The sequence below is a fragment of the Paenibacillus sabuli genome, from assembly GCF_014705605.1.
Lineage (GTDB): Bacteria > Bacillota > Bacilli > Paenibacillales > Paenibacillaceae > Paenibacillus_D > Paenibacillus_D sabuli.
In genome coordinates, this window is the sequence record NZ_JACXIZ010000036.1 from 73,392 (window position 1) to 100,245 (window position 26,854).

At 63.3% G+C, this 26,854-nt stretch carries 6 protein-coding genes; 1 reads left to right on the plus strand and 5 read right to left on the minus strand.

Features of this window, described 5'->3' with window-relative positions:
• Window positions 1–103: 103 nt before the first annotated feature.
• The 3 genes from IDH44_RS19520 to IDH44_RS19530 form a co-directional block, all read right to left on the minus strand.
• Window positions 104–9,550 (minus strand): chitobiase/beta-hexosaminidase C-terminal domain-containing protein, encoded by a 9,447-nt coding sequence (locus IDH44_RS19520; RefSeq protein ID WP_190920498.1) that lies wholly within the window; start codon window positions 9,548–9,550, stop codon window positions 104–106.
• Between the two features lie 120 nt (window positions 9,551–9,670).
• On the minus strand, window positions 9,671–17,218 hold the full coding sequence (locus tag IDH44_RS19525) for an S-layer homology domain-containing protein (RefSeq protein ID WP_190920499.1): 7,548 nt from the start codon (window positions 17,216–17,218) through the stop codon (window positions 9,671–9,673).
• A 28-nt stretch (window positions 17,219–17,246) separates the two neighbouring features.
• Window positions 17,247–22,586, minus strand: a complete 5,340-nt coding sequence (locus tag IDH44_RS19530) for a hypothetical protein (protein ID WP_190920500.1) — start codon at window positions 22,584–22,586, stop codon at window positions 17,247–17,249.
• Between the two features lie 779 nt (window positions 22,587–23,365).
• On the opposite strand from IDH44_RS19530, the gene IDH44_RS19535 reads away from it, so the two are divergent.
• Complete coding sequence (locus IDH44_RS19535) at window positions 23,366–24,577, plus strand: IS701 family transposase (RefSeq protein ID WP_190920501.1); 1,212 nt, start codon at window positions 23,366–23,368, stop codon at window positions 24,575–24,577.
• Between the two features lie 81 nt (window positions 24,578–24,658).
• On the opposite strand, the gene IDH44_RS19540 is transcribed toward IDH44_RS19535, so the two are convergent.
• Both IDH44_RS19540 and IDH44_RS19545 read right to left on the minus strand, forming a co-directional pair.
• Complete coding sequence (locus tag IDH44_RS19540; protein WP_190920502.1) at window positions 24,659–24,916, minus strand: hypothetical protein; 258 nt, start codon at window positions 24,914–24,916, stop codon at window positions 24,659–24,661.
• An 856-nt stretch (window positions 24,917–25,772) separates the two neighbouring features.
• Window positions 25,773–26,603 carry an IclR family transcriptional regulator gene (locus tag IDH44_RS19545; RefSeq protein WP_190920503.1) on the minus strand — a complete coding sequence of 277 codons (831 nt, stop codon included), beginning with the start codon at window positions 26,601–26,603 and terminating at the stop codon, window positions 25,773–25,775.
• Window positions 26,604–26,854: the final 251 nt, after the last annotated feature.

A 26,854-nucleotide genomic window follows, 5' to 3' on the forward strand; every position in this document is an offset into this window, starting at 1 on the left:
GCAGTTGTCGCTTGCCCCGTCGCTCCTGCCTGCAGTACACCTTGACTCATACGGCTTGATTCGTACGCTTTGACTCGTGCGCCTTGACTTGCCCTTCGGTCGATTATTCGCCCCTGGCCGCGGCCATGATCGCTTCATAGGCCCAATGCTGCTCCGGCACATCGGCGAATCCGAGGCCTGCGGCCGCCGTCGTCGAGGTGCCGATCAGCCGGTTGATCAGCACGACCGCTTCCGCCCGGGTGATCAGCCGGTTCGGACGGAAGGTGCCGTCCGGATACCCGTTGACATAGCCGGCGCGGACGAAGGCTTCGACATACGGCGCGGACCAGTGCGCCTGCACATCGGCGAATTCGACGGTTCCCGCCGCGCCTGTGTCCAGTCCGAGAACACGCGACATCACGACGACGAATTCGGCGCGCGTCAGGCCGCGCTCTCCGCGGAAGGTGCCGTCCGGATAGCCCTGGATGATGTCCGCCGAGGCGAACTGCGCGATCAGATCGGCCCGTCCCCGCGGCACGTCCGCGAACTGCGAGGCCACCGAGAGCTCTTCGAATTGCAGCAGCTCGGCCAGACTCAGCACCAGCTCGCCGCGCGTGATGGCCTCGCCCGGACGGAACCGGCCGTTCGCCCCGCTCGCCATGTAGCGGACGGTCGGCGCGTCGGCGCGAATCTCGAATTGCGCCGGCTGGACAGTGTATGTGACCGTGACTACCTGGCTGTCCGTACTGGTGATGTACTTCAACGTCATGTCCCCGGCGATGACGATAGCGCCCGTGTAGATCGCGCTCGCCGTCGTCGGCTCCGTGCCGTCGGTCGTGTAGTAGAGCGTGACGCCATCCGGTACGTTCAGCACCAGTCGGCTGTTGCGCGCTACCTGCAGCGGCTCGCCCGCCTGCGCCTCCAGCTCTCTGTCGCCCACTGTCATCACGATCGGTGCCGGCGCAGGCGGAAGCGGAGGCATCGGGAAGAACATCCCCGGCCCGGACGACTTGCGCGTCCAGGTCGCCGCCGCGACCGCACTCGGCTCCTTGTCCTCCGCTACAGTCAGGGCGCGAATCGTCGTCGTCTCCTCGAGCGTGATCGGCCCGGTGTAACGGATCGTACCCGCGCGGCCCGGCTGCGGCTGCGCGCCGTCCAGCGTGTAATAGATCGCGCCGTTCGCTTCATTCGTGGCCAGCTCCACCTCGACGCGCTTGTCGAAGGTCCCCTCTGCCGTCGCGAACCGCGGCGCCTGTGCCGTCTCCTCGAATCGGGGAGCGGTCTTGCGAATCGTGATCATGCGCTGCAGCTCGCCCGTCTCGACCAGGAAGGCCACGCCGCCCGAGGCGGCGGTCAGACGCGCCTGCGCTCCGGATATGGCGGCGCCGCTTGAGGTCCAGCGCAAGGCGCCGTCCGCCGTCAGACGCAGCGCAGCCGTGACCCGATAGACCGTATCCTGCTCGTCCAGTAGGAGCGCCGCAGCGGCCAGCTCTGCACGAGGCGTGCCCGCATAGGCCCGCAGCTGCGGATAGAATCCGCCGCCCGCCTGCCACAGCGACGCGTCGAGCACCTGCAGGAGCGAGCCTCCGGCCAGCTCCGCGGCGCTTACCCCTGCCGCTCGGCCCCCGTCATTCACGGCCGCGCCGGCGACGGCGCCCGATACGCGGACGCCGCTGGCATTGTAATAGGCCGTATCCGTCTTGAGCATCTGCCGATTGTAGAGCGCAGCGGCGATGTCCGCCTGCGCCTCGCGCTGTCCGGCGATGCCGCCGAAGAAGACGCGCCCGCGGACAATGACTCCGCCCGCCTCGGCTCGCACCTCGCCGGCATTCCAGACGTCGGCGATGCGGCCGTCCGTCGCGTAGCCGGCGATGCCGCCAGCCCGCGCGCGCTCGCTGCCGTCCGCCGATACGGATGCGGATACGACGCCGGAGTAATGCGCGCCTGTCAGCGCTCCGGCCGACAGCCCGGCGATCCCGCCGGCCGTCGCGTCCTGCGCCCCGGCCGCTGCGGCCGTCACTTCGCCGTAGGCAAATGCCGTCTCGATCCGGCCGCCGCTCCGCAGCTCGCCTGCGATGCCGCCGGCAATTCCGGCCTGCACGGCGCCGCCGGTCGCCGCTTCGGCGATTCGGCCTTCGTTGACCCCGGCGATCCCGCCGGCGACTGCGGCCTTCGTCGTGCCTTGCGTCGCTGCGCCAGAGATCGTGCCGCTGGCTTCATTGATGCCCGCGACGCCGCCAGCCTGCTGCTCGCCGCTCACGACGGCGTCGCTCGAGGCGTCCTGCACGGCGCCTGCGTTCGTACCGGCGATGCCGCCGGCGACCGCGCCCTGCACGGTGCCTTGGGCAGATGCCGCGCCCACCGTGGCGTCCGCTTCGTTCGCGCCGGCGATGCCGCCGGCTTGCTGCTCGCCGCTCACGACCACGTCCGCTGCTGCGTCCTGCACGGCGCCTGCATTGCGGCCGACGATACCGCCGGCGATCCCGGCCTGGATCGTGCCGGACACGTCTACGTCTGCAAGGACCGCTCCCGCATGGTTCACCCCTGCGAGGAGGCCGGCGGCATCCGCCGCGGCAGCGCCCGTGCGCACTTCGGCATCGGTCAGCGCGAGCCCGCGAATCGTACCATAATTGTGCGTCGCCAGTCCGAGCGCGCCCGCATCTGCCTCCAGGCGCAGACCGCTGACGGTATGGCCCTGTCCGTCCAGCGTCTGGCGGAAGTCGCGGTAAGGCACCCAGATCATGTCTGTCAGATCCATATCGGCCGTCAGTCGCGTATCCGCCGCTGCGACGTCTGTCGCGGCCCGGTCGAACAAGCGATACAGCTCGAGCTGCGTATCATCATTGGTCAGCAGGACCGCGGTCCGCCATTGCAGCGGGTCGGCCGCCGCGTACCCGTCCGCGCCGTCTCCCATCAGGAAGGAAGCGTCGGTGCGGAGCAGCCACCGCTCGAGCTGCAGCGTCGCGAGCCGGTCCTCGCGGGTCAGCGCCGACGCGCTGCCCGCGTCGTGGCCGATCGCCGCCTGAGCGGCGGCGTAGGCCGAATCGGTCGTCGACCCGTCGCGATACTGGTAGCCGACGAGCCCGCCCTTGTACGCATTGGCCCCGGTCACCTCCAGCGCCAGCTCCGATGCGTGCGCATAGATGTCGCTGAGCTCGCCGTCATTGTAGCCGGCGAAGCCGCCCATATAGGCGCGCGTCGGATGATTGACGCCGGCGGCATGCAGCTCCGCCTGCACCGCGTAGGAGGCATCGATTGCCGCCTCGCGCTCGACCGCACCGGCGAAGCCGCCGGTCCGCGTATCGTAGCCGGCATTGTCGACCGCGCCGGACGCATAGGCCCGGGAGACGGCGTACCGGTTGACCGATCCGGCGAAGCCGCCGGCAATTGCGGTCGTACGCGCATCTACGCGCACGCTGCCCGTCGCATAGGCATCGGCAATCTCGCCGTCGCCGATCGCAGAGCGCTCGCCGAGCGCACCGGCGAAGCCGCCGGCATAGATCGTGTCCTCCAGGCTCTCGCTCGTCACGACGACTGCCATATCGGAGGAGGCATCGCGCAGCAGCATCCCGTCGGCTGCGCCGATCAGGCCGCCGGCCTGCACGACCGGGAAGTCGGGCTGGCGTGTGACTGGCGCCGCGACGGTCACTGTCGCGTCCGCTGCCGCGTCGACGTGCGAATCATGCAAGGCACCGCCCTCGCCGGCGCCGATTGCACCGCCTGCACGGACGAGCGTGCTCTGCTCGACGCGCACGGCGCCCGCGCTGTGCGACGATACGACGATCCCGCGGCTCTCGCCGACCAGGCCGCCGACCGTAGCCGAATGCGCCTCGCGCGCCTCCAGCGCAATCGCCGACTCGCCGAAGTACAGCGAGGCGTCGAGCGTGCCGACGATGCCGCCCAGCGTCAGGTCAGCCGCTCCGCTGCCGGAGGCCTCGATCGACCCGCCCGGCACGCGGACGTCGTACAGCCCCGTATAATACGGGATGACCGAGCCGAGCTCGACCGCGTCGTCCAGATCGGCCGCGGTCCAGGCGCCGGCCACGCCGCCCAGCGCCGAGGCGCCGCTCACGGCTTGGTAGCGCACCTGCGGCTCGGCCTCGACCTCGCGCAGCACGCTGTCTGCGCCGGCCCCGACGACGCCGCCCAGCGTCGTGCGGTCGCTGCGCGGGCGAAGGCTGCCTGCGAAGCTCAGCTCCGTCGCCACCGCATCGCGCAGACGGCCGATCAAGCCGCCCGCGACCGTCTCCGTAGCGACCTGCGGCGTCGTCAGCTGCACGCCGCCGGCTTGCAGCTCGCGCACATCGATCGCAGCGGTGCCTTGCCCCGTCTTGTCCCCGGCGATGCCGCCGACGATGCCGCCGCTGATCGGCGCCGCATCCGCCCTCGCGAGCAAGGCGATCGATTCCAGCGGCGCCGCGCTCTCGGCGAGGCCGACCACGCCGCCGACCGTCGAGTCGCCCGCAGACGCGGTCAGCTCGGAGCCGTCCTCGAGCGTCACATCCAGCCCGATCAGCCCGCCGGAGCGCTGATGCCCGACGACGCCGCCCAGCACTGTGGCGGCTCCGCTGCCCGTCACCCGATAGGTGATCGGGACGACCAGTCCATTCACTTCCCCCTGCTGACGACCGATGTAGCCGCCCAGCACAGCGCCGTCCGCAGCGCTGCGGATCTCGCCGGCGAGGTCCAGCTCGCCCAGCGCCGCAGGCGTCACGACGCCCTCCTGCTCGCCGATCAGGCCGCCGGCCGCTGCATCCGTGCCGACTGCTACTACAGCCGCGCCCTCCTCCAGCGTCAGCGACAGGCCTGTGAGCGTGCCCGAGCTGGAGCCCGCGATGCCGCCGACAATCCGCCCTGTGACCGTCACAGACTCGAGCAGACGCACTGTCGCTTGGTCAATCGCGCCCCGGTTCAGACCGACCAGCGCGCCCGCCGTCTCCGTCGCGCCGATGCCGAGCGGCTCCAGCACGACTTCGGCGATCCGGCCTTGCTCGCCGACGACGCCGAACAAGCCGCTGTAAGGCTGTCCCGGCGCAATTTTCAGGCCGTCGATCAGATGGCCGCCGCCTTCGAGATTGCCCTCGAACGGCGTCTCGGGCGCTGCGCCGATTGCCACCCAGTCGCTCGACTGGATGTGAATCGGCCTTGTGATCCGCACGGTCCGCTCGGCGAAGTCCTCGCGCTCCAGGCCCAGCACCGTGCCATTGACGAGCGCTGCCAGACCGGCCAGCTCCGCCTCACTCGAGATTTCGAACGTGATCGCATTCGGATTGCGCGTATACCAATTGAGATTGGCATTCACATCCGGTCCGCCGCCGCCGCCGTTGTTGGCGGTGCGGATTAGCTCCGGATAGCGGTACTCGGCCTGCAGCGAGCCGTAGCGCCACACCGCGTCGAAATCCCAGCCCGACAGGTCGGGGAACGTCCCGCGGTCGCGCAGCGTTTCTGCGAGCAGCGTGCTCAGCCGCGCCGGCACGTTGAGCCAGCGATAGTTGCCCTCTGCGAAGTCGGGCAAATCCTTGTTGATGCCGACCGCTTCATCCTTGATGTAGTACACCTTGTACAGCAGGTTTTTGCTGTCGTTGTCGTAGCGTCCGGCAAAACCGCCCGCCTCGGCGCTGCCGGACATCGTCACCTTGGCGGCCGAGTAGCTGTCGCTGATCGTACCTGCCGCGATCCGTCCGGCGAAGCCGCCGGCATAGCTGCCCGCGCCGCTCGCTTTGACATCCTTGCCGGCGTAGGAATAACGAATCGTCCCGTCGCGGTGATCCCCGACCACGCCGCCGACCAGCATGAACGCGCCGTCGGCGCTGACGTTGGAGACGCTGTAAGAGCGTTCGACCAGGCCTTCGTTCACCCCGATCAAGCCGCCCAGCGCAGCCGCGTGGGCCGCGGTGCCTTCGGCCGAACCGGTCACGTCGACGTCGACATACGAAGCGAGCACCTCGCCTTCATTCAGTCCGACCAGACCGCCTGCATGGACATCCTGGCCCTGAATCGTCAGGTCGCTGTTGGCATACGCGTAGTAGAGCGTGCCTGCCGCCCGATTCACCCCGGTATGGCCGCCCACCACGCTGCCCGCGCCGCGCGAGAGCACCTTGATTTTATCGGCAATGCTATCGTTGGCCACAAGGCTGCGGTTCTCTCCGATCATGCCGCCCGCAATCGCATTCGCCGCGCGGCTCTCCACGACCGGAGAATTGGAATTCGCCGTATTGCCGATGATCCGCGTGTTGTGCAGCGTGCTCACGGCAGACGCCGGATCCGCATCCGCATCGTATGCCCGGCTGTCGTTCACGCCGACTGCGCCGCCGACGATGGCGCCGGTCGCGCCCTCGAGCGCCTTGATGCCGAGCGTATCCATATAGCTGCCTGTAACCACGGCCGTCTCCGAGCCGCGGAAGTAGCCCGCTACGCCCCCGGCCACACCGTCCTCCGCGCCCAGACTGATATTGAGCACGCGCGCCGTCATGTCCGCGATCCGCGTCTCCTCGCTATATCCTGTCACACCGCCTGCATGCGCCTCGGCAGCCGCCGCCGTCGCCGTCAGGAACACCTGACGCAGGTTCGGATAATCCGTGTCGCCGGTGCCCGCGATGCTGCCGCCGACGGTCTGCCCGGCCACGCCGCCAGCGCGGATGCCCGGTGCCGCGAGCGACAGGATGACATAATCCGAGTCCTCCGCCATGACGGTCGGATTGGTGATCACTGCGCCTTCGCTGCGTCCTGCGATACCGCCCGCCCGCACATCGGCTGCGCTGGCGGTGACCAGCACCGCTTCGTGCGCCTGGACCAGCACATCCGCGATCGTCGGCGCGGCCGCACCCTCGACCGCCGGCGCCGTCATGCCGACCGCGCCGCCCAGCGCCGTGCCCGGACCGGCCGTCGAGAGCGCCATATTGGTCGCAGCGCTGGCGGCGATATCGCCGGTATTGGAGCCGGCGATGCCGCCGCCGGCGCTGGCGGCGCCGTCCAGCGTGATCGAGCCGTCCGTAGCGCTCGCATTGACGAGACGGCCGCTGTTCGTGCCGGCGATGCCGCCGGCCTCCATATCCGCGCCGGTCCCGGCGATGACCGTGCGCAGCGTCTCGATCACAGTCTGCTCAGCGGACTGGATGGCGCCGTTGACGCCGATCGCGCCCCCGGCGACGAGATCCGCGCCAGCGCCGTCCACGCGTACGTCGCGCGTCAGCAGCTGAACGGCCGTCACCTCGGAGCGGCCGAGCCCGCCCGCCAAGCGGCTGTCGCTCGCCGTGCCGCCCTGCAGCGATACATGATCGGCGACGATCGGCTGCCCGGCTGCCCCGACGGTCGCCTCGCCCGTGAGCTCGCCGGCGACGCCGCCGAGCGTGTAGCCGCTCCGGCCGTCCGCCGCCGACAGCGTCGTGCGATGCACCTCGCTGTCCGTCAAGGCCAGCTCGCCGCTGTTGAGGCCGACGATGCCGCCGCCGGTGAGGTTGTCGGCATCGTCTGCTGCTGTCGGGATGTCCGCGCGAACGAGGACCGTATCGTCCGACTCGCTATCGGCATCGCCGACCCGCACGCCGGACATGCTGCCTTGCGCCAGCGCCGCCGCACCTCCGGCATAGCCGTCCGGGGTACGGACGGTCAGCGTCGTATAGACAATCTGCGCGCCGTCCAGCTCGCCGACGAGCTGGCCCGCGATGCCGCCCGCATGTCCGTCGGTGACGATCTGCGCATGCGCGTCGTCCGTCCCCGCTGCGCGTGCGTCGCGCAGCTCGGCATGATCCGCGATGCCCGCGATGCCGCCGCTGTACGTATAGGCGCCGCCTCCCTGGGCGTCGATCGCGCCGCCGAAGGAGAGCCCGGCCAGCGCCGCCTCATTGCCCGCAGGGCGCGTATAGCGGCCGACGATGCCGCCGGTCGCGACCGGCGCTTCCTCGGTCGCGCCGCTGCCGGTCACCGTGATGCTGCCGGCGAATGCCAGCTCGTCGATGCGGTGCTCGGGCGCATCCCCCGGCACCGTCCCGATATAGCCGCCCGTATAGAGCAGCCGCTCGCCCGCTACGCGAATCTCCCCGGTGCTGTACGCATTGCCGGCTGCGCCGGTGCTGCGCGCGAACGTCCGATTGCCGGCCACGCCGCCGGTATACAACCCGACGTCGCCGCTCACCTCGATCGCGCCGCTGTTGCCGTACGCCTCGACGCCGGTATCCTCCAGCAGGATGCGGTCGCCGCCATAGCCGATCAGACCGCCGGTGTAGGCCTCGTTCAGCTCGCCGTCAGCAGGCGCTGCGACCGTGATCGCCCCGGAGTTCACCGCTTCGCCGTCGAACTGCACTGTGCCCGAAGCATGGCCGAACAGTCCCCCGGTATGCACATCCTGGCGCCCGGTCGCCGACACCGCTACAGGCGACGCCAGATCGTCCGCCCACACCGATGTCGTATCCAGCAGCCCGGCGATGCCCCCGGTATAGACGCGGCTGCCGCCGTCATTGACGATCGCTGCGCGCCCGTCAAAAGCCGTATCGAACGGGTAGCCGCCCTGCTCCGCTGTGATCGCGCCGATCAGACCGCCGGCTGCCGACAGCGTCGCTTGCGGCGCATCAATCGTCACCGCGCCGTCATTGCTCGTATTGGTCGAAAAGCTCACCGCGCCGTCCGCACGTCCGACGATGCCGCCGGCATAGCTGGAGCTGCCGCTGCGCACCGTCACTGCGCCTTCATTGACAATCGGAGTGCCGTCCTCTTCCATGAGCAGCTGGCCTTCGGCCGCGCCGGCGATGCCGCCGCCGATCGCCCGTCCCGAATAAGCCGGACTGGCAACCGTGAGCGGTGTCTCGTTCGCCACGCGCTTGAGCGTCAAGCCCGCAGGACCGCTATGTCCGACGACCCCGCCCGCCTCGACGTCGGCGCCGGTCGCTGTGAGCGCCGACGCCTCGTACGCCGAGTTCGACAGGCTGCCCTCGGCGTATCCGGCGATCCCGCCGGCGTACACCGTCTGGCCGCCTTCGACACTGATCGGCACCTCGCTGACGATATCGTAGATCGTGCCGAGGCCGCTCATCTTGCCGACCGCCGCGCCGCCGTACACCGTCTGCGCGACCGACTGCACATCGAGCTCGCCGCCGCCGGCCAGCGTGAAGCCGCCGATCGTCGCATCCTGCGCATAGCCGACCAGTCCCGCGTACGGGACGTCGCCGAGGATACGCATGTTCGCGATCGTGAAGTTCTGACCGTCAAGCGTCAGCAGCGTTCCGCGGAACGGATGCGCCTCCGTGCCGATCGGCACCCAGTCGTGGGCATCCAGATCCATATCCGCCGCAATTTCAATAATTTTGCCCTCAAAGCCGTACCGCTCCCGGCCCGTGCCGTTCTCCGCCCCGGTCATCGTGCCCGAATTGACCAGCTCGGCCACTGCCGCCAATTCCGCAGGGGAAGACAGCGTATACGTATCGTATTGTTCAAAGCCGTAAAACCAGCTCGTATCCGTGTAGTCCGTCCACTTCGAACCGGCCGCGCCGGCAGCGAGCAGCCACGTGCCGATTGCCGCGACGGCCAGCACAGCGGCAGCCGCAATGCGGAAGGAGCGTTTGCTTGTTTTTCTCAATTCCATCACACCGCCTTATTATGCGTTAACGGCTGTCCGGCCGGCGCAGCGGGCCGCAGCCCGCCGCGCCGGCCAAATCAGCCGTGCATGCTCACTTTTACGCGGAATGGATCCGCATCGTTATTGCGGCTTCGCCAGCCAGACGCCCAGCCGCGACGCGATGACCGCAGCCTGGGCGCGGCTCAGCTCGCCGCTCGGGTCGATGCGTCCCTGCGCGTCGCCGGCAATGATGCCGTACCTGACGGCGAGCGCCGCAGGGATCAGGCCCCACTCCGGAATGCTCGCCCGATCGCTGTAAGGCGCGAGAATCGCATTGGCTTCGGCCGTGCCGAGCTGCGCGCCTTGCTGCAGCTCCAGCAGCCGGCCGATCATCGCCATGCCCTCCATCCGCGTCAGGGTGCGCTGCGGCGCGTAGCTGCCGTCGCCCATCCCGGTGACCAGTCCGTAACGGGCCGCGATGCCGACGCTGCGCGCATACCACGCTTCATTGCCCACATCCGGGAATTCCCCGCTGCCTTGCTTGGTCATCAGCCCAGCCGCGCGCAGCAGCATCGTCGGGAATTCAGCCCGCGTCACGCGTCCGTTCGGATCGAATTTGCCCTGCCCTTTGCCGAGCACGAGCAGCGCCGAGGCCGAGCGGGCGATGCCCGCCTCCGCCCAGTGTCCGCTCTTCACGTCGGTGAAGGAGGCGTTGCCTGCGAGGAAGAACAGGCTGCCCGGATCGGTCAGCGGCACGCGCACATACGCCTGGCCGTTCACCATCTCCAGCTCCCACGGCAGCGGCGTCCATGCGCCGTCCTCGCCGAGCAGCATGACCGCGCTCAGCTCGCGCAGGCTGACGCCTTCCGGCACGGCGATCTGCGCCCGCGTCTGCAGGCTCCAGTCCTCCTCCGCCAGATTGAGCGAGATCGACGTTCCGGCGCCCGCGCCCAGCAGCTGCGCCTGAATGTCGTCCGCAATTGCAGCCGCGTCGCCGCTGATCTCGACGCTATTGGGCGCGACCATCAGCTCCAGATCGCCGTCCAGCCGAGCCAGTTGCTCCGCCGTCAGGGTCAGCTTGAGCAGCGGCAGCTCGAATGCGACTGCCCGTCCGGCCGCGGCGAGCGTACGCACCGACGCCGCCTCCATGCGAATGACGTAGCCCGTCGCATCGGCCTCGCTCGAGTGGATGACGAGTTGACCGTTCGAATCGGCCACATCATCATTCGTGATGTTCGTGGCCAGGATGCCATTCGTCAGCGTCGACTCAATCGCCGTGCCGTTGATCGTCATGGCGCCGCTCTCGGTCTGTCCGCCTGGCAAGCCGAACCACGGGAAGAACACGCCCCCGCTCTCGCCCCACACGACAGCCGTCAGCACGCCGGAGGCCGCGACGGCCTTCTTGTCGGCCGAGGTGCGCTTGGCGACGATGAAGCGATCGCCGGTCTGCGCCGTCACGATGCCGTCTTGCGGCAGGATCGTCCATTGGCCGAGATCCGCGCCAAACGACGGCGCAGCCGTCGAAGCATTGCCCGTGTAACGCTGATAGACAAGCTGGTAGCCGAGCTGCTCGCCCGCCTCGGTGACGACCAGCTTGGTCTGACCGCGCTGGCCGCTAATTGGCATGGCATGCGCCTTGATCGTCTGGAGCGCGGTCGGCTTGGCTTCCTCCACCTTGACCGGCGCATAGCCGGTCAGCGTGACGGAGTCCGAGACCCGGTATTGCACCTCGACCAGCGCCGAGCCGACATGCTCGCCCAGCACCTGGCCGTTTGCGTTCAACGTTACGCCTTCCCCGGCCGTCAGCGCGTAGCTGAGCCGCTCCAGCTCCTCATCCTTCACAGCCGCTGTTTTGAAGCGCTGCTTGCCGTCCCCTGTTTTGCCGTCCGGATAGCGCAGCGCCGCTTCGATATCCGCCGTAGCTCCCGGCGCGATGGTGATGGCGCGCAGCGTCAGGCCGACCGGCACCTCGAAGCCGTCGTTGGTAATCGAGACGCTGGCCCGGTTTTCGTTGCCGGCGCCGTCGACTGCCACGAATGCCAGCTTGACGGTCGGCTCGGACGAGCTGACCGTGATCTCGCCGTCGAATGTCCCGTCGGCATTGACCTTCACTTCCTGCCCGCCGACCGTCAGGTAGGCGTCGTTGCTCGTCTGCCCGGCGACCCGGATCTTGCCGCCTGCTGTGCGCTCGCCCGTCTGCGGCGCATCGATGTACAGCACCGGCGCGAGCGTGTCCACGGTCAGCTCCAGCAGCGTATTGCGCTTGTCCTTGGTGACCGTATTGCGCGCGCGCAGCTCGATCCCGTACGTCCCGTCCGACGCCATGCCGTCGATCGTCAGCTTGCCTGCGCTGCCGCCGCCCGTATTGGCCAGCTTGGCGTAGCCGATGCTGCGGCCGTCGAACAGCGCTTCGACCTCGATGTTCGGCTGGTCGGAGACGAGCTGGATCGTCTGCTCGCCGGCGCTACCGGTCAGCACCGTCAGCTTCGGACCGAAGCCCTCGCTCGAGGCGCTGCGCAGCTTCGGCTCCGCCGGCACCGGCAGCAGCGTCAGCGCGCTGCCCTTCGCTTCGGCGAAGTGATAATTTTCGTGCTCGTCCGCTTCCTTCGTCGGCTTCGTCGCCGCCGCGACGGCGACGCTGTATTTCGAGCCGGGCTCCAGCCCGGTGTACTTGATGTTAGCCTCGTCCGTGATGACCTCGTTAGTGGTCGCGACCGCCCGCCAGTCGCCGACGAGGATGCCCTCGTAGCGCCCGCTGGCGGTATTCCAGTACGGCGCCAGCTCCTCCTCGGTGAACAGCAGCTCGCCGAACGGCATATACTCGCCCCGCTCGCCGCCCTGCATCGCCTCGGCGTGCAGCGCATAGCTGTGCTCGAAGCCCTCGTGGCCCGCCTTTTTTGCCGCAGGCTTGAACGAGAGTGCGAACATGCCGTTGCCCGCCGGCTCGACCTTGACTCCGCTGACCGCAGTCGGCGCGAGCGGATCGATGAGCTCGAACTGCTGCGGCGAGGTCATCGTGTCGTACGCCGAGACCGACTTGAGCTCGGCCCGCAGGTAGTAATTGCCCTGCTGCAGCAAGCCGCGGATATCCTCCGTGTCGCCGAGCAGCGAGACGGCCGTGACGTCGATGTCGTAGCTACCGCTGCCGTCCGTGCCGACCGGCACATCCTTGGCGATCAGCAGACCGGGCTCGCCCGGCTCCAGCACCTCGTCCGAGGTGGCCGACGGCGTCGCCGTACTGAGCGCGTCCTCGGTCAGATACAGGCTGACCGTATCGCCCTCCTTGGCATTGTCGACCGTCCACGAGGCCGTGAAGCGATTGGGATCCGCATCGTCAGCCGCCAGCTCGACGCTGCCGAGCTCCGGCTGCGTCGGTACGGCCAGCAGCTTCGTATCCACCGGCTCCTCGGCCGTCAAGGTCCAGGTCGCACCGCTTGCAGCGACGCGCTCCTGCGGCACGATGATGTACGCCTTGTACGAGTCGACAGCGTCGCTCGCCTTGGCTGCCGGGATCCATTGCGTGAATGCCGTGGCGTCAGGATCGGTATTCGTATTGTCGTAGACGATCGGATAGCTCTTGCCGGTGCCGTCCTTGAGCGTCAGATTCGGCACGTCCGGTCCGTCGTAGGTCACCTCCAGCAGCGCATTGCCGCTGGCCTCGCCCATCGGGATATCGTGGATGCGTCCGCCATTGCGCGAGAGGATGCCGCCGATGCCCACATTCATCGTGCCTTGATCGACTACAGCCACACCATTGCCGAGATCGCGGTAGACGACCTCTTGCTCCTCTTGCTCCGGCGTCAGCCAGGAGGTGGCGACCGTCTCGATGCCCTGGCCGATCACGAGCAGCTGCGGGCCCTTCTCCGGGTCCTCCACGATCAGGTGCACCATGCCGTCCGGCAGCGCCTCGCCGGAGGTGCCGAATTCGATGCCCCCGCCCCAGTAATACGTGATGCCAAGCGAGATGAGCAGGATGCTGACGCTGCCCCATACCTTGTCATTATTCAGTCCGAGGAACACGCTCGACAGCGGCATCCCGCCGACGACCGGCACGCTGCCCGGAATTTGCACCTTCGCTCCGATGTAGCCCTCGAAGTCGATGCGATTTTTCTCCAGATTCTGACCGACGAAGATGCCGGCCTTGCCGATGATGACGTCCCAGCCCATGACGTCGACCTCGGCTTGCAGCCGCACGAACCACGGCGTGACCCACTGCGCCTCGAGCAGCGCCTCGGTGATCATCGGGATCAGGTCGTCCCCGGACGGATCCGTGGAGAAGTCCAGCTTGCCGACAATCGCAATGCCGGTCCGCTTGAGCGTCATATCGATATCGCCAAAGTGATACGCCGGCGGAATGCCGAAGCGCAGCGACACGCCCGCTTCCAGCGTCAACGGGAACGGATCGTCGCTCGTGCCGCCTGCGATCGTATCGGCCAGCTCGCGGATCGCGCCGCGGATCGCGGTCAGATAGGTCGCGCCGGTGATGAGCACGCCCGGCTGGCCGAGCGTCGTGCCGAAGCCGATCACATCCGGCAGGATGCGGCCGTCGTCGACCTGCTTAAGGGCGAATTCGATATCGACCTCCATCATATTGCTGAGCTCCGCCGAGAAGTTCAACCCGTAATAGTTGTTGATGCCCTCGACCTTTTGCTCGTAGTGGGTCACATTGAGCTCGCCGCCTACGCCCTCGGCCTTGCTGTCGGGCTTGATCAGGCCCATCTCCTTGTTCAGCTCGAACTTGAGACTGGCGTCGACGCCGACGAAGCCCTTGTCATTGAAGACGACGTCCTTGATCTCGGCGTCGACGATCGCGAAGGACACCGAGCCGCCGAACGATACGCCGCCCTCGCGCAGAATGAATTCATTGAAGGAGAAGGTGAAGCCGCCCACCGCCATCGGCATCAGGTTGAACAGCGAATGACGATTGAAGTAGACATCCTCCACCATCACCTGACGCATCGGGTTGAGACGCGAGCCGAGCTCGCCCTGCGCCCACGCCAGCGACCCGTTCAGCGAGTCGTCCTCGGGGTTGTCGTTTTCTTCGTCCTCGCCCTCTTCCTCCTCTTCTTCTTCCGGCTCTTCCTCTTCTTCCTCTTCGCCGCGCGGTATGCTCTTCTGGAAGCCATTGTAGAAGTCCAGCGTCCACTCGCCGCGGTGGAAGACGAAGCCGCTGCCGGCTACGCTGAGCGTGCCGTCGCCGCGGACGAACAGCGTGTCCAGCAACGGAATCGATTCGTACTTGGAGCCGAATACCTCGAGCCCGCCGCGCACGAACACCAGATCCTTGCCCTGGTAATCGACAGCGCCGTTGATGATCGCCGGCTCGGTGGACGTATCGACGACGACCTGCACATTATCGCCTGTACCGACCTGACGGACCATGCCCTCGATCGTAACGAGCGATTCCAGGTCGTCGCGATCCTCGAAGAACGCCTCCATCTCCTCCTCCGAGGCGAACGTCCGGTAGTTGTACAGCGCGTATTCCTCAAAAACGCCCTCGTCCGGCGTCAAGTAGTCGCCCATATCCAGGTCCGGATCGACCACCCGGCTGGACATGACCATCTGGGTGAATGCCGGCCGCAGCGCCGTCTTGGCCGCATACAGATCTGCGCCCGGGGCGAACGGCTTGTGATACATCGCCTCGTTGACCGCCTCCAGGTCTTCCTCCGAGGCGGTAGCCGAGACGAAGCTCAGATCGACGAGCTGCTTGTACACCGCCATCAGGTTCGAATTGCGAATGCGCGCCTCCTCGTTCTCGGTGACGAGGAACGTCTGCGCGGTCGTGATGTCGAACAGCGCCGCGATCTCCTCGTCGCCGCCGGCATCGCCCTTATAATCAATCTCAACCTGATATTCGCCGAGCGGCAGCTCCGGTCCGAGACCGGACTCCACGACGTCGCCCGCAGCGTCGACGCGGTCGCCGCCGCGATACGTGATGATCATATCGCCGGTCGAGCCGTCGTCGGTCGGCTGCAGCAGCACCGACGACTTGACCGGCACCTTGTACCGCGCGCCGGTGACCGTCTCCTTCAGATACAGGTCGAAGTTCGGGTCCGAATTGGCGTCGCCGACGTTGTAGGCCTCGACATTCGACAGATTGACGGTCACATACTTCTCGTCCGTCGCGAACGCTTCATCGGGCGAGAGCCCGTACACATAGGTCGCGCTCGCTTCGCCGACCGGGGGCAGCAGGATGAAGTTCGCCTTGCTGGACTCGTACTGCGCCATCACGCCCTCGTCCTCGGCACGCTGCGCACTGTCCAGCTTGGCCAATGTCTCCGGACTGCGCGCGGTCAGCAGATACTGCCGCGTCGTCGGCCACGGCCGGCCCTTCGCCTGCACCTTGAAGGAGACCGTCACCGTGTCGCCAGGCTTGTACTTCGGCACGATGCCCTGCTCGGCCTCCTCGATCGTCGCCGGCTTGCGCAGGATGAGCTGCTTGGAGCGGACGTTCTCCGTCAGCGCCTTGCCGTCGTCGTCGCGCACGATTCGGCCTTGATCGTCCAGCCGCACGAAGCTGAGCCCGCTCTCGAGCGTCAGATCGGCGGTAATGTTGCTGTGTTCCATATTATAGGAAGGCAGATTCTCAATCTCCGCCGTCACGTCGAAGATGCCCTCATCGGCATAGGCGCTGCCGTCTTCCAGCGTGTTCAATTGCATTACCGGATCGAGGTAGCGAATCGAGAACACCTTGTCCGGGGCGATGACCTCGCCGAGCCCGTACACCGTCTCGAACGACTGCTTCGCGCCTTGCGGCAGCGGCTCCGGCAGCCAGTACAGCGCGACTGCGGCATCAGCGCTGCCGTAATCGTTGGTGTCGCGCGTGAAGTCGAGATTCGGATTGACCTCGTAATCCCACTTCGTGTTCGCGAGCCCGTTCCAGTGGCCGACGATCATCTCGTCGAGAATATGCGTGTTGTTCTCCGAGAAGTTGTTGAACCCGTACGCGATCGTATTCGTCACGAGCGGATTGGTCAGATCGAGCTTGTCGCGCATCACCCAGTAGGCCGGCAGCTTGTAGTATGCCGTGTCCGCCTCGGGGATGCCGATCGCGCCCGGATCGTGCACGAGCTTGCGCTCGACCGTGAGCGGCGCCCGGTACGACGTGCCGATCTGGAATTCCGGACCGTCGTTGTCCGCGACCATCGTGTCGAGCAGGATACGCGATCCGATCTCGACCTGCGCCCCGCTCTGGTTGTCCACCTCGTAGCGGACGTTGACGTTGCCGGCGTTTTTCAGATCGTCGCCGTTGCTGTACAGCATCAGGATCTGCTTGATCGACACGCCCTTGATGCGCCACACCGTCTCGATCTGCCGGGTGCCGTTGCGATTGACGACGATGACCGGCTTCGTGATTTCCGAGAAGAAGTCCGCGCCGAACTTGTACGGATTGCCGAAGATATAGTCCGTGCCGTCGATCCGGAACGTCGTGAAGGACGTCTCCGGGTCGTCGCCGCCGTACAGCATGTTGACGTTGTCGTCGTTCTTGCGAATCGGCTGTCCGTCTACCGTACGGATGCCGAAGCGGCCACTGCCGTTGTCCACGGTCACCTTGATGTAATCATTGGAGATGACCGTCGTCTTGGGGGCGTTGGCCTGGGCGACCACGTAGGTGATCGCCCCGCCATGCATCGTCATGAATAAGATAAAGACAAGCAGTCCGATTGTTATTTTTTTTGCCAGCTTCACGCTTGCACCTCCAGCTCTATTCATTGCGCTACTCCACCCCGCCGACGAAGAACGTCGAGAATACGCGCTCCCGCTCCTGATTGCGGACAATGACCGTATACCAGCCCGCCTTCGGCAGCGTGACCTTGAAGTTTTGCGAGATCAGCTCGTCGTAGGTCAGCTTGGTCGCAATCGTCTTGAGCTGGCCTTCGCGGTACAGGCCGGATTGGACCAGCAGCTCGTAGGTACCCCACGCGTTGACCTTGTCCTCTTCTCCGACCTTCATCAGGTCGTAGCCCTGGACCTCGAAGGTCAGCTTGTTCGTATCGAAGAGCGCTGATTCGCCGATGGAAGCCGAGATGAGCAAGCCGTTGGCAAAAATCCGCATGCCGTCCTCGCTGACCACGTACACCTCCTGGGTCGCCGTAGCCGTATTGCCGACCTCGTCGACGGCCGTGTAGGTCACGAGCTGACGTCCCAGCTTGGACAGATCGAGTCCGGACACACTGACCGCGATATTGGACGCCGCCGAGACGTTGTCGCTGACGGTGTAGCCGCCCAGATCGAGCGCGGCGTCGAAGCCGGTCTTGTCCTGCAGGATCGCAGCCTTGGCCTGATGCAGCTCGATCTCCGGCGCGGTGTTGTCCAGCCCTTGCACGGTCACCGGCACCTTGGTCCGATTGCCGAGCAGATCGCTCAGGGCGATCACGGCCGATCCGTTGGCCTGGAAGATCCGGCTCGTCGTGTACGCGCCGCCGGCGTCGCTGATCCGATTCGTATACGCGCCGCCACCGTCCTTCGCGGGACGCGTGCCCAGGAAGATCGGATTGTACGCCGCGCCCTCGCCCTCGACCGTCACCTTGACGCTACCGCGGGCGTATTGCACGCCGCCGATCGTCTTGATCTGCTGCTGCGGCAGCGGGTTGCCCTGGTCGTCGACGAAGGTGTAGCGGATCGCGCTCGGCTGCGGCACGCCGGCCACGAGATGCTCGAGCGTCTCGGATACTTGCGTCGTATTGCCCGCGCTGTCGCTGACGGTGAAGGTATAGGTGCCGTTCGCAGTCACGGCGAGGCTGCGTTGCCCGCCGACGACAATGAATTCCTCGCCCTCCGGATCGGCCTTCTCCACCGTCAGCACGACGCCCGCGGCAGCGATGACATCGCCGTCGCCATCCTCGACCGTGCCGTACGCCTCGTCGACCCCCGGACCATAGGCATACGTCCGGACGATCCGCACCTCCGGCGCCGTCTTGTCGATCTTGTCGACCGTTGCGGTGGCCGTGCCGACATTGCCCGCCTCGTCTTCGAATTCGAAGGTGAATTCGCCGTTCTCCTCGAAGATATACGTATCGCGCCCGTTATTGTTCAGCACGCGCACCGGCTCGTCCGTCTCGAGCTTGACGATCATATTGCCGCTTGTCATCGCCGCGCCGCCGGCTCCCGCTTGCCCCTCGCTCACGTATACAATGCTGCCCTGCGGCGCCGTATCGTCCACATTGTTGACGACGACATACAGCTTGACCGCCGGCCGCGTCGGATCGGTCAGGTCGGTCAGGTCGAAGGCGTAGTAGCCGTTCTCCCGCACGGTGAAGGTCGTCCCGCTCTGCTCCATGCCCCCGGGCGGATTATCGGCGGCCTTGGCTACGCGGATGCCGAGCGGCGGCGTGATCTGAATCTGCACGCCGGTCTCCGGGCGCACCGGACTGAGTGTATTGAGCCGTGCGATCGCGTAGATCGGCTCGACATCGCTCAGCTCCTCCGTCGTCAGCCGGATCGGCGTCCCCGGCGAGCCTCCCGAGCTGCGGTATTTCACCTGCACATCCAGCTGTGCCGGGTCGCCGGTCGGGAGCGCCAGGTCGACGAAGTTCGTATAGGGCCGCCAGCGCGACCAGCTCGTGCCGCCATCGGGCGAGACTGAGAATTCGTAGCCTTGCTTGGCAGGCGTGTCCAGGTTCAACTGGACGATGCCAGTATAGCCTGCGGATGCGTCACCGTACATATAGATAAGGCTCGATTTTCCGGAGGCAGGAGGAGCATCCTTCTTTTTGTGCTGCAGCGTGAAGGTGCCCGTGGCGCTCACTGCGCCGTTGCCGGCCATGTCCTCCGCATAGACGTACAGGACGAAGTCCCCCGTCTCGCCGGGCTCCAGCACTTCGCTGCCCTGGATCGTCGCCGTACCGTCCTCCGGCAGCGCGAGCCATCCGTCCGAAGCGGCCTCCGGCGCAGGCGCATCCGCGCTGAGCCACTGATATTTGCTATTCTCCGTCACCGTCGCGGCGCGGCCGGCCTCGACAGCGATCGTCGCCGTCACCGTCTGCGACTCCTGCGGATAGGGCACGCCGGTCTTGCTGAAGCTCACGGTCGGCGCGGTGTTGTCGAAATAATAAAGCTTATAGGGATAATAACTCCTGCTGCCATCCTTTGGCTCGACAAGGATATGCACGTACTGCATCCCCTCGGCTGTCTCGCTCATCGGCAGCACATAGCCGTACTCGCCGCTGCCATATACCGTCTCGGTCACCGATCCCGGGTCGCCCGCCTCGCGATAGACCGACTCGGTCACCGTCGTATACGCGCTCCCGCTCGGGGTCGTCGAGCTCGGGCTGACGGCGTAGGCGACCCGTGCGGGATCGACGCCGCTGACGTAGAATTCGACGTCGTGGGTCCGGGTGTAATGCTCATCACTCTCCGGCAGGAACGCCGTGCGCACCACGCTGCTCGAGTCGACGACGAGCGTCTGACCGAGCGTGCTCGCGCCGGTGTTGCCCGCCGCATCGGCGGCGCGGATATGCAGCGTGTAGCCGCCGTCCTCGAATACATGGTCCTTCGTCGCGATCGTCGCCCGGCCGTCGGCATCGAGGTCCAGCGGCAGCCACTCTGCCTCGCTCGTCGCCGCGCCCTCGGCCGTCACTTGATAGGCCGCCTCGGACACCCCGCTATGCGGGTCCGTGACGAGGACGGTGACCTTCGGGTTCGCGGCCATGTTGTCCGCGATATGCTCGAAGACGACACCCGGCGCGCGATTGTCCAGCAGGAACGGCGTGCTGTTGTAGCTCCAGTTGGAATCCGGCTGCTTGTAGTCCTCCAGCGACCAGATCGTCAGGTCGTCGTAGGCGCCGACCGCCTTGAGCGCCTCCGCATTGGCGGCGATGATCTTGTCGGCCTCCGAGCCCTCCGCCTCTGCCTTCCACTGCTCGTATTGCTCCGGATGCTCGTCGATGAACCGGGTCATCTTCTCGTATTGCGCCAGCTCGCGCGCCGAGTCCCACGTCATGTCCGCGGTCCAGGCGTGCAGGTACCAGACACCGCTGTTCGAGGCCAGCAGCGCTTCGGCCGGCGGGGCGAGCATATTCGTCTTGTTGTTGACGACCTTGAGGTCGAAGTTCGGCAATTCGCCGGGGTACAGCTCCTGACGCGGCTGCTGGCCGGTGAGCGCGAAGCGCTTGAGCGCGGCGTGATGGTCCGCTTCCTTGTCCGCCAGCGGATTCGCCGGGCTCTGGCTCCAGTAATAGTAGACCAGACCGACCGAGGGCGACTGCGAGCCAGTCATATTCGACGGCCGGTAGATGCCGCGGCTCGGCAGCGAAGCGCCGGGGTTGGCCGGATCGAGCGGCGGCACGATCAGGTTCGGATCGTTGGCGTCGATCGTCGCTTTGCCGTTTTTCTGGTACGTGGTGCTCGAAGCGCCTCCGGATTCGAAGCGGAAGCTGATCTGCGGCTTCGTATTGTCGATCATCAGATTGGCCCAGTCGATCGTCGAGTCGAGCAGCGATTCATCGCCGTCGAGATGGACGCCCTTGTAATTGGCCGGCTGGAACAGCTGGTTGCCCGCATAATCCTGCAGCACGAAGCGGTCGAGCTCGCTGGCCGGATCGCTGCCCGGCTTCTCGTCATGCGAGAGCGCCACGACCTTGAGCAGCGGCGTCTCCAGCTCGACGGCCTCGGTCAGCGTCGTGCGGAACAGCCACTTGTCCGTGCTCGCGCCGGAGACGTAATAGGCCTTCATGCCGTTGTTGAACAGCAGATAGGCGCCCGCAGGGTCCCAGGAGGAGGTGTGATCGCGCCAGGCCGTCACTTCCTCCGAGAATTGCACGGTGAAGTCGATCGTGTCGTTGTCGTTGACGGTGACGCCGGTCAGGATCTCCGGCTGGATGCCGTTGCTGGTCTTGGAATACTTCGGCCGCACCGCATCCACGATGACGCGGAAGCCGCCCCGATCGTAATCGAACGGGTCGACCCGCTTGCCGATCAGATGCGGATCGCTGCCGCTGTCCGCCGTACCGGGGAAGGTGATCGAAGCGGCGTTGCCGGCCGCGTCGACGAAGCCGGCCTCCAGGAATTTCTCGTACAGCGACGGATTGTTGCTGTCTCCGGTCGTGCCGACGATCGCCGGCTCCAATGGCAGATTGCCGCTGTGATGATAGCGCACGCCCGTATAGCGGTAGGTCACTTGATCGTAGTACTTGGCCAGGCTGCTGGCCGTATTCGTATATTGCTGATTGACCAGGTATTGCGTCTGGCCGTTCGCGGGCAGGCCGGTGCCCTCCGGATTGACGAACAGCGGATGGCGCAGGAAGGCATCGCTGATCTGGGGCAGCACGTTGTTCGGACGCACTGCTTCGCTGAAGTTGTAGGATAGATCGATGTATTCGTTCTCCTTGACGTACAGCTCCTGCTGGCCGGTGTTCGGATTGGTGCGCTGCAGGCCGTCGCCGCCGAAGCTGTAGGCGTTCAGCGTCGGCGCCGTCGTATCCTTGAAGCGGATATACATGCCGCGGATGCCGACGGGAGAGTCGCGGTGGTGACGGACACCTGCGACGCGAATCGTAATGACCGTGTCTTCAGCAATTGTTGCCGAGTCGCTACGCCCTCCTACGCCGCCGTGCCATGCTTCTTCCTCGACCTCCGCCACCGTGCTGCCACCATTGCGGACTGTCATTCTGGCGTAAGTGCCCTGATAGCTCTTGCCAATGCCAATGAAGCCGCCGCCCTCGTTCCAGTCGAGCGAGGACCAGCCGATCTCGACTCGCGCATGGCCGCTCTTCGCCAATTGCCTTAGTTGTGGATTATCCTTCACTCTGATGGTCAGATCAACGACTTGGTCTTTATACAGAAAGATATCGCCGACATTCAACGCCGCAATATTTTCTATTTCACTATTTGCGGTGTAGCTGAATCCCGTAACATTATTTAAAAAATTGATAGACATGTTATCGGCACTGACGCTGCGATTGCCGATCTTGGCTTGGCCGACTAGTACTTCCACGTCCTCCGCCGCCGCCCGCACCGTCTGAGGCGGCGCAAAAACAGCCAGCTGCACTAGCAAGCTGGCGACGAGCAGGGCAGAGAGCCACGAACGATGAGGCCGCGTGAATCGAATGGTGGACATAAACATTTCCCCTTTATCAAAATCTTTCTTGCATCCAGAAATAAGGACAGAAATCGACAAATAAAGTGAATAAGGTCCCGAATTTTAGTATATTCTCGGGCTTATCTAGGTCCTTTGACGACGCAAGCTTCATACGTATGTATTGGATCACTACCCATAGTACCAAATTCGTCTGAACAAATTCTCAACAGATTTCGATTCCGAGTGAGAGGGCCAGGTTTAATTTGAGAGAGATGGAGAGCTGTTAGATTGGTTTGTCAACAGCAGAAGGGGAAGCCATCGAAATGGCTTCCCCTTCGGAACCGTTACTGCCGTCTTCGTTTCCCGGCAGTATTCGGACAACATTTATTCGGACATCATCCTGTTGATTTATTTATAATATATCGCAGCGTATATCACGGTGAGTTACACTCGTTGCGACGCGACAGCGCGGGGAAAGAATCGACGCTGGCTTACAATATGGTCCATGTTTTCCTCCGCAAGTTTGCCGTCGGTTGTTCGAAAACGATTACATTTAGTGCTCGTCACTCAACAACTTCGCGGGTAGTTTGTGCTGCTAGTAGGTACCTTTTCCATTGACGATTCTTCACCTTGCGCTGTCCCCGGTCTCAAAACTCTCTAACTGCTTCAGCATGACAAATCCACAGTGTAAATTTTCTTCTATAAATGAGCAAATTCGCTTCCAGTAAACTGTAAATCAAAAAAGAATAGAGACAAAGCGCGCTCCTTGTGGTAAAAAGTAGTCACCACAACAACATCTACACCAAGGAGAATTCGCTATGTCTCATACCGCCATCGTACCCGATCATGCCACACTTCGCAACTACTTGTTGCATCACCGGCTTCCACTCTATTATTCCAAGCCGGTCTTGGCTCATATCGAGACGTATATGGCGGCCGCGACCGCAAAAGGATTCCGTGGCAAAGTGGTGGATCTGGCAGAACATAGCGAGTGCCACCGGACGACGCTCGGCCATTTTCTGGCCGAAGGGAAGTGGGACGAAAGCGTATTGCAAACCAAAGTGAAGACCGAATCCCTTCGTCAGGTCATGCAAGCATCTGAACGGACGGCAGAGCCGCTTTTCGTCATCCATGATGATACGATCGCTCAGAAGAGTAAGCCTTCGTCACAGGCTGAGGCTCCGATCGAACGCACTGGTTTTCATCATTCGCATCTGCTGGGCAAGGTCGTGTGGGGCCACCAGGTTCAAGCTACCGTCGTAGGTTGTGCGGATTTTTCCCTCGTCCACTCCATCGATCTTTATGACAAAACGAAGACGCATCTCGACGGCACCGTGTATACGAAAATCGATCGTGTTTGCGATCTGGCGGCAACATTGCCGACTCCGTCTCATGGTGGATACGCGCTGGTCGATTCTTGGTTTACCTGCGCCCGGGTCATCGACAGCTATGCGGCGGCAGGCTACCATCTGATTGGGGCGCTTAAGACCAATCGCATTCTCTACCCGCAGGGCATTCGTATTTCGGTTCAGGACTTTGCTGCTCATATCCGGAAGGAAGACGTTCGCCTCGTGACCGTGAATGGTTCTTCGTACTGGACCTATCGGTACGAAGGTGCGCTCAACGAAATCGACAATGCCGTTGTCCTTCTATGTTGGCCAGAGCAAGCGTTTGGGGAGTCGAAAGCATTGCGCGCGTTCCTGTGTACCGATGTTTCCTTGGAGACGGAAACCATTTCGGCTTACTACGCAAAACGATGGCCGATTGAGATCTTTTTCCGTCAGTCCAAGAACAACCTCGGATTTGACACGTACCAAGTTCGTTCCGCCAAGGCCTTTATTCGTCTGTGGGCTTTGCTTGCGTTTACCCATTTGTATTGCACGACAGGCTTGGAACAACCTCATTCGTTTGGTAATGGCTTGCGTATCGTCCGAAAGCAAGTTCAACAGGACCGCTTTCGAGCCATTTATGAATGTGGACGAAGTGGCGTTCCCTTTCATGTCGTTTGTGAGCAGTTCAAGTTGGCCTAAGATGTATTTGTAATTTTCTGTATCCGATTTTGCTCATTTATAGTTTTCTTGTCGTTTTCAGAGTTGTGCGACGGAATCAGACTATTTTTTTCTTTTTTCAATTTCATAAAAAATTATACCTAAAGCAACTAAAGCAACCATTAATACTCCATAATAAAACTTTTGCGGGAATTCATCCATGACATAATACAAGATTAATCCCAAAATTATTACTGGGTTTGCTATTAATAGAGTGATTTTTATAACCAACTTGTTTGCGTTTGAAAATACAAATAATCTAAAAATTAAAGCACCATTTGCAACCAGTAGGATAAACAGCCCAAGAATTAATTTTTCCACAACCGTATTACCTCCCACATTCCGCACCCTGAGCATGCGGTAGGGAATTGAATTTGGAGATCAATAAGCCGTTAAACGGATGTAACGATGGTTTAAGGAGCCAAACCATAGCTGGATCAGATCGTTTCTTTAAGTCAAGATACACCGATTCATCCAAATCGAGATGGCTCAACACACACTTCTCCTCTTTGCTCAAGGGGCGGGCGAATTGCCGGGTTCGTGTACCGTCCGGCATACGAAACACGTCGACCTGTCAGTACTTGAAAATTTGGAAGATGGCGGCGTCCATCGGCTTGCGTACTTGTCAGCATGACGCGTAATAAGAAACGCGTCTCTATTTTTTTAAAATCAAATTGATTTGGGATATGATAATTTAGATTCGTCGCGATAATACCGTACCTATATTGCCACTTCCTCTTCTATCTCCTCTTTTTAATAACCCCCCTCAATTCGTTAATGAAAATGCGCAAAAACATTATCCCCAATACAACAAATGAGAATGAGACGTAGATTGAAGCTGGCGGAGAATATACTGCGTCACTTGATGCCCGCACAGCAAGTACAATTTTTCCGGAAAGCAAACCAACTACACCTTTTTGCAAAAAATAAATACCTATGATAGCACCTACTAAAGAGGTTAGGCAATTTTTCATAAAATCCAGATAGAATCCTCCAAATCGTTTATTCTAATCACGTAACATGACTATACTACCAGAAAACTTGTACAAATTCTCAACAACTCCCAAATCTTATTAAGAGACAATAAGACTCGCCAACACATGAAAGCCCTCGTCACAATGGACGAGGACTGCATACGGATTGCCGAAAGTGAACCTCTCTCTAAACCCCACACCTACTATTCCTCCACAAACCCGAGCTTCATCGAAATCGCGCGCGCCGTCGCCTTGACGTCGGCCGCAATCTCCGCGATCGCTTCGTCGGGGAAGCGATGCAGCGCGCCGGAGAGGCTGATCGCGCCCTCCACCCGGCCGAACATGTTCAGGATCGGCGCGGCCACGCAGCGCGCTCCGAGCGTGATCTCCTCATTGTCCACCGCGTATCCCCGGGCCCGGATCAGCGCCAGCTCCTGCCGCAGAGCCGGCATCGTCGTGATCGTATTCGGCGTGCGCGGTTCCATGCCCTTGCGCGTTACGAGGGCGCGCACCGTCTCTTCCGGCAGCATCGCCGCTATGGCCTTGCCCGTCGCGGTGGCATGCACCGGCGCCTTGGACCCGACCTGGTCGGTCATCCGCAGCGCGAACGTGCCCTCAATAATCTCGATGTAGATGATCTCCTCGTCCAGCAAGGCGCACAGATTCACCGTGTCGCCGTATTTGTCGACCAGCTTTTGCATTTCGCTCATTGCACTGGCGCGCAGCGTGCTGCGTTCCAGCAGCCGTTTGGTAATGACCAACGGCTTGTAGCCCAGACAATAGTAGCCGTCGTCGTCGCTGCGGCTGATGAAGCCGCGGTCCTCGAGCGTCAATACGATCCGGAAGAGCGAGGACTTGGGCTGGTTCACAATTTCCGACAGTTGGATCAGACTGAGCGAGCTGTGCTCCGACAGCGCCTCGATCACATCGAGCGCCTTTTCGACCGAATGAATGGCATAGCGGTTCGGCTTGGCGTCCGCCCCTTGGGCAGCCGCATCCGACGCTGTCTGTATCGCATCCGCTTTTCGTTTCATGAATCTCCTCACCCGCCCTGTCTCTGGTATTTAATTCCGGCATGACTCCAACAATGGACAGAGTCGCTCCAGACGGTCATTTGATCATATTCCCATTCGCCAACGAACCTAACGGTTGCCACAGCGGCTATTACGCCAAAAAATGCGCCGATTGCATTGTAAACATTCCTGTATACGCTAAGCTAGCGGCTTTGAAAAAAACAGGAGTGCCCCGTATGATGGAGGTGTGAAGGGTCAATCGCCCGAATAAT

Excerpts from the sequence above, each read along its gene's own strand:
- IDH44_RS19530 (WP_190920500.1), bottom strand. The coding sequence starts at position 22,586 with ATGTCCACCATTCGATTCACGCGGCCTCATCGTTCGTGGCTCTCTGCC.
- IDH44_RS19545 (WP_190920503.1), bottom strand. The coding sequence starts at position 26,603 with ATGAAACGAAAAGCGGATGCGATACAGACAGCGTCGGATGCGGCTGCC.
- IDH44_RS19535 (WP_190920501.1), top strand. The coding sequence starts at position 23,366 with ATGTCTCATACCGCCATCGTACCCGATCATGCCACACTTCGCAACTAC.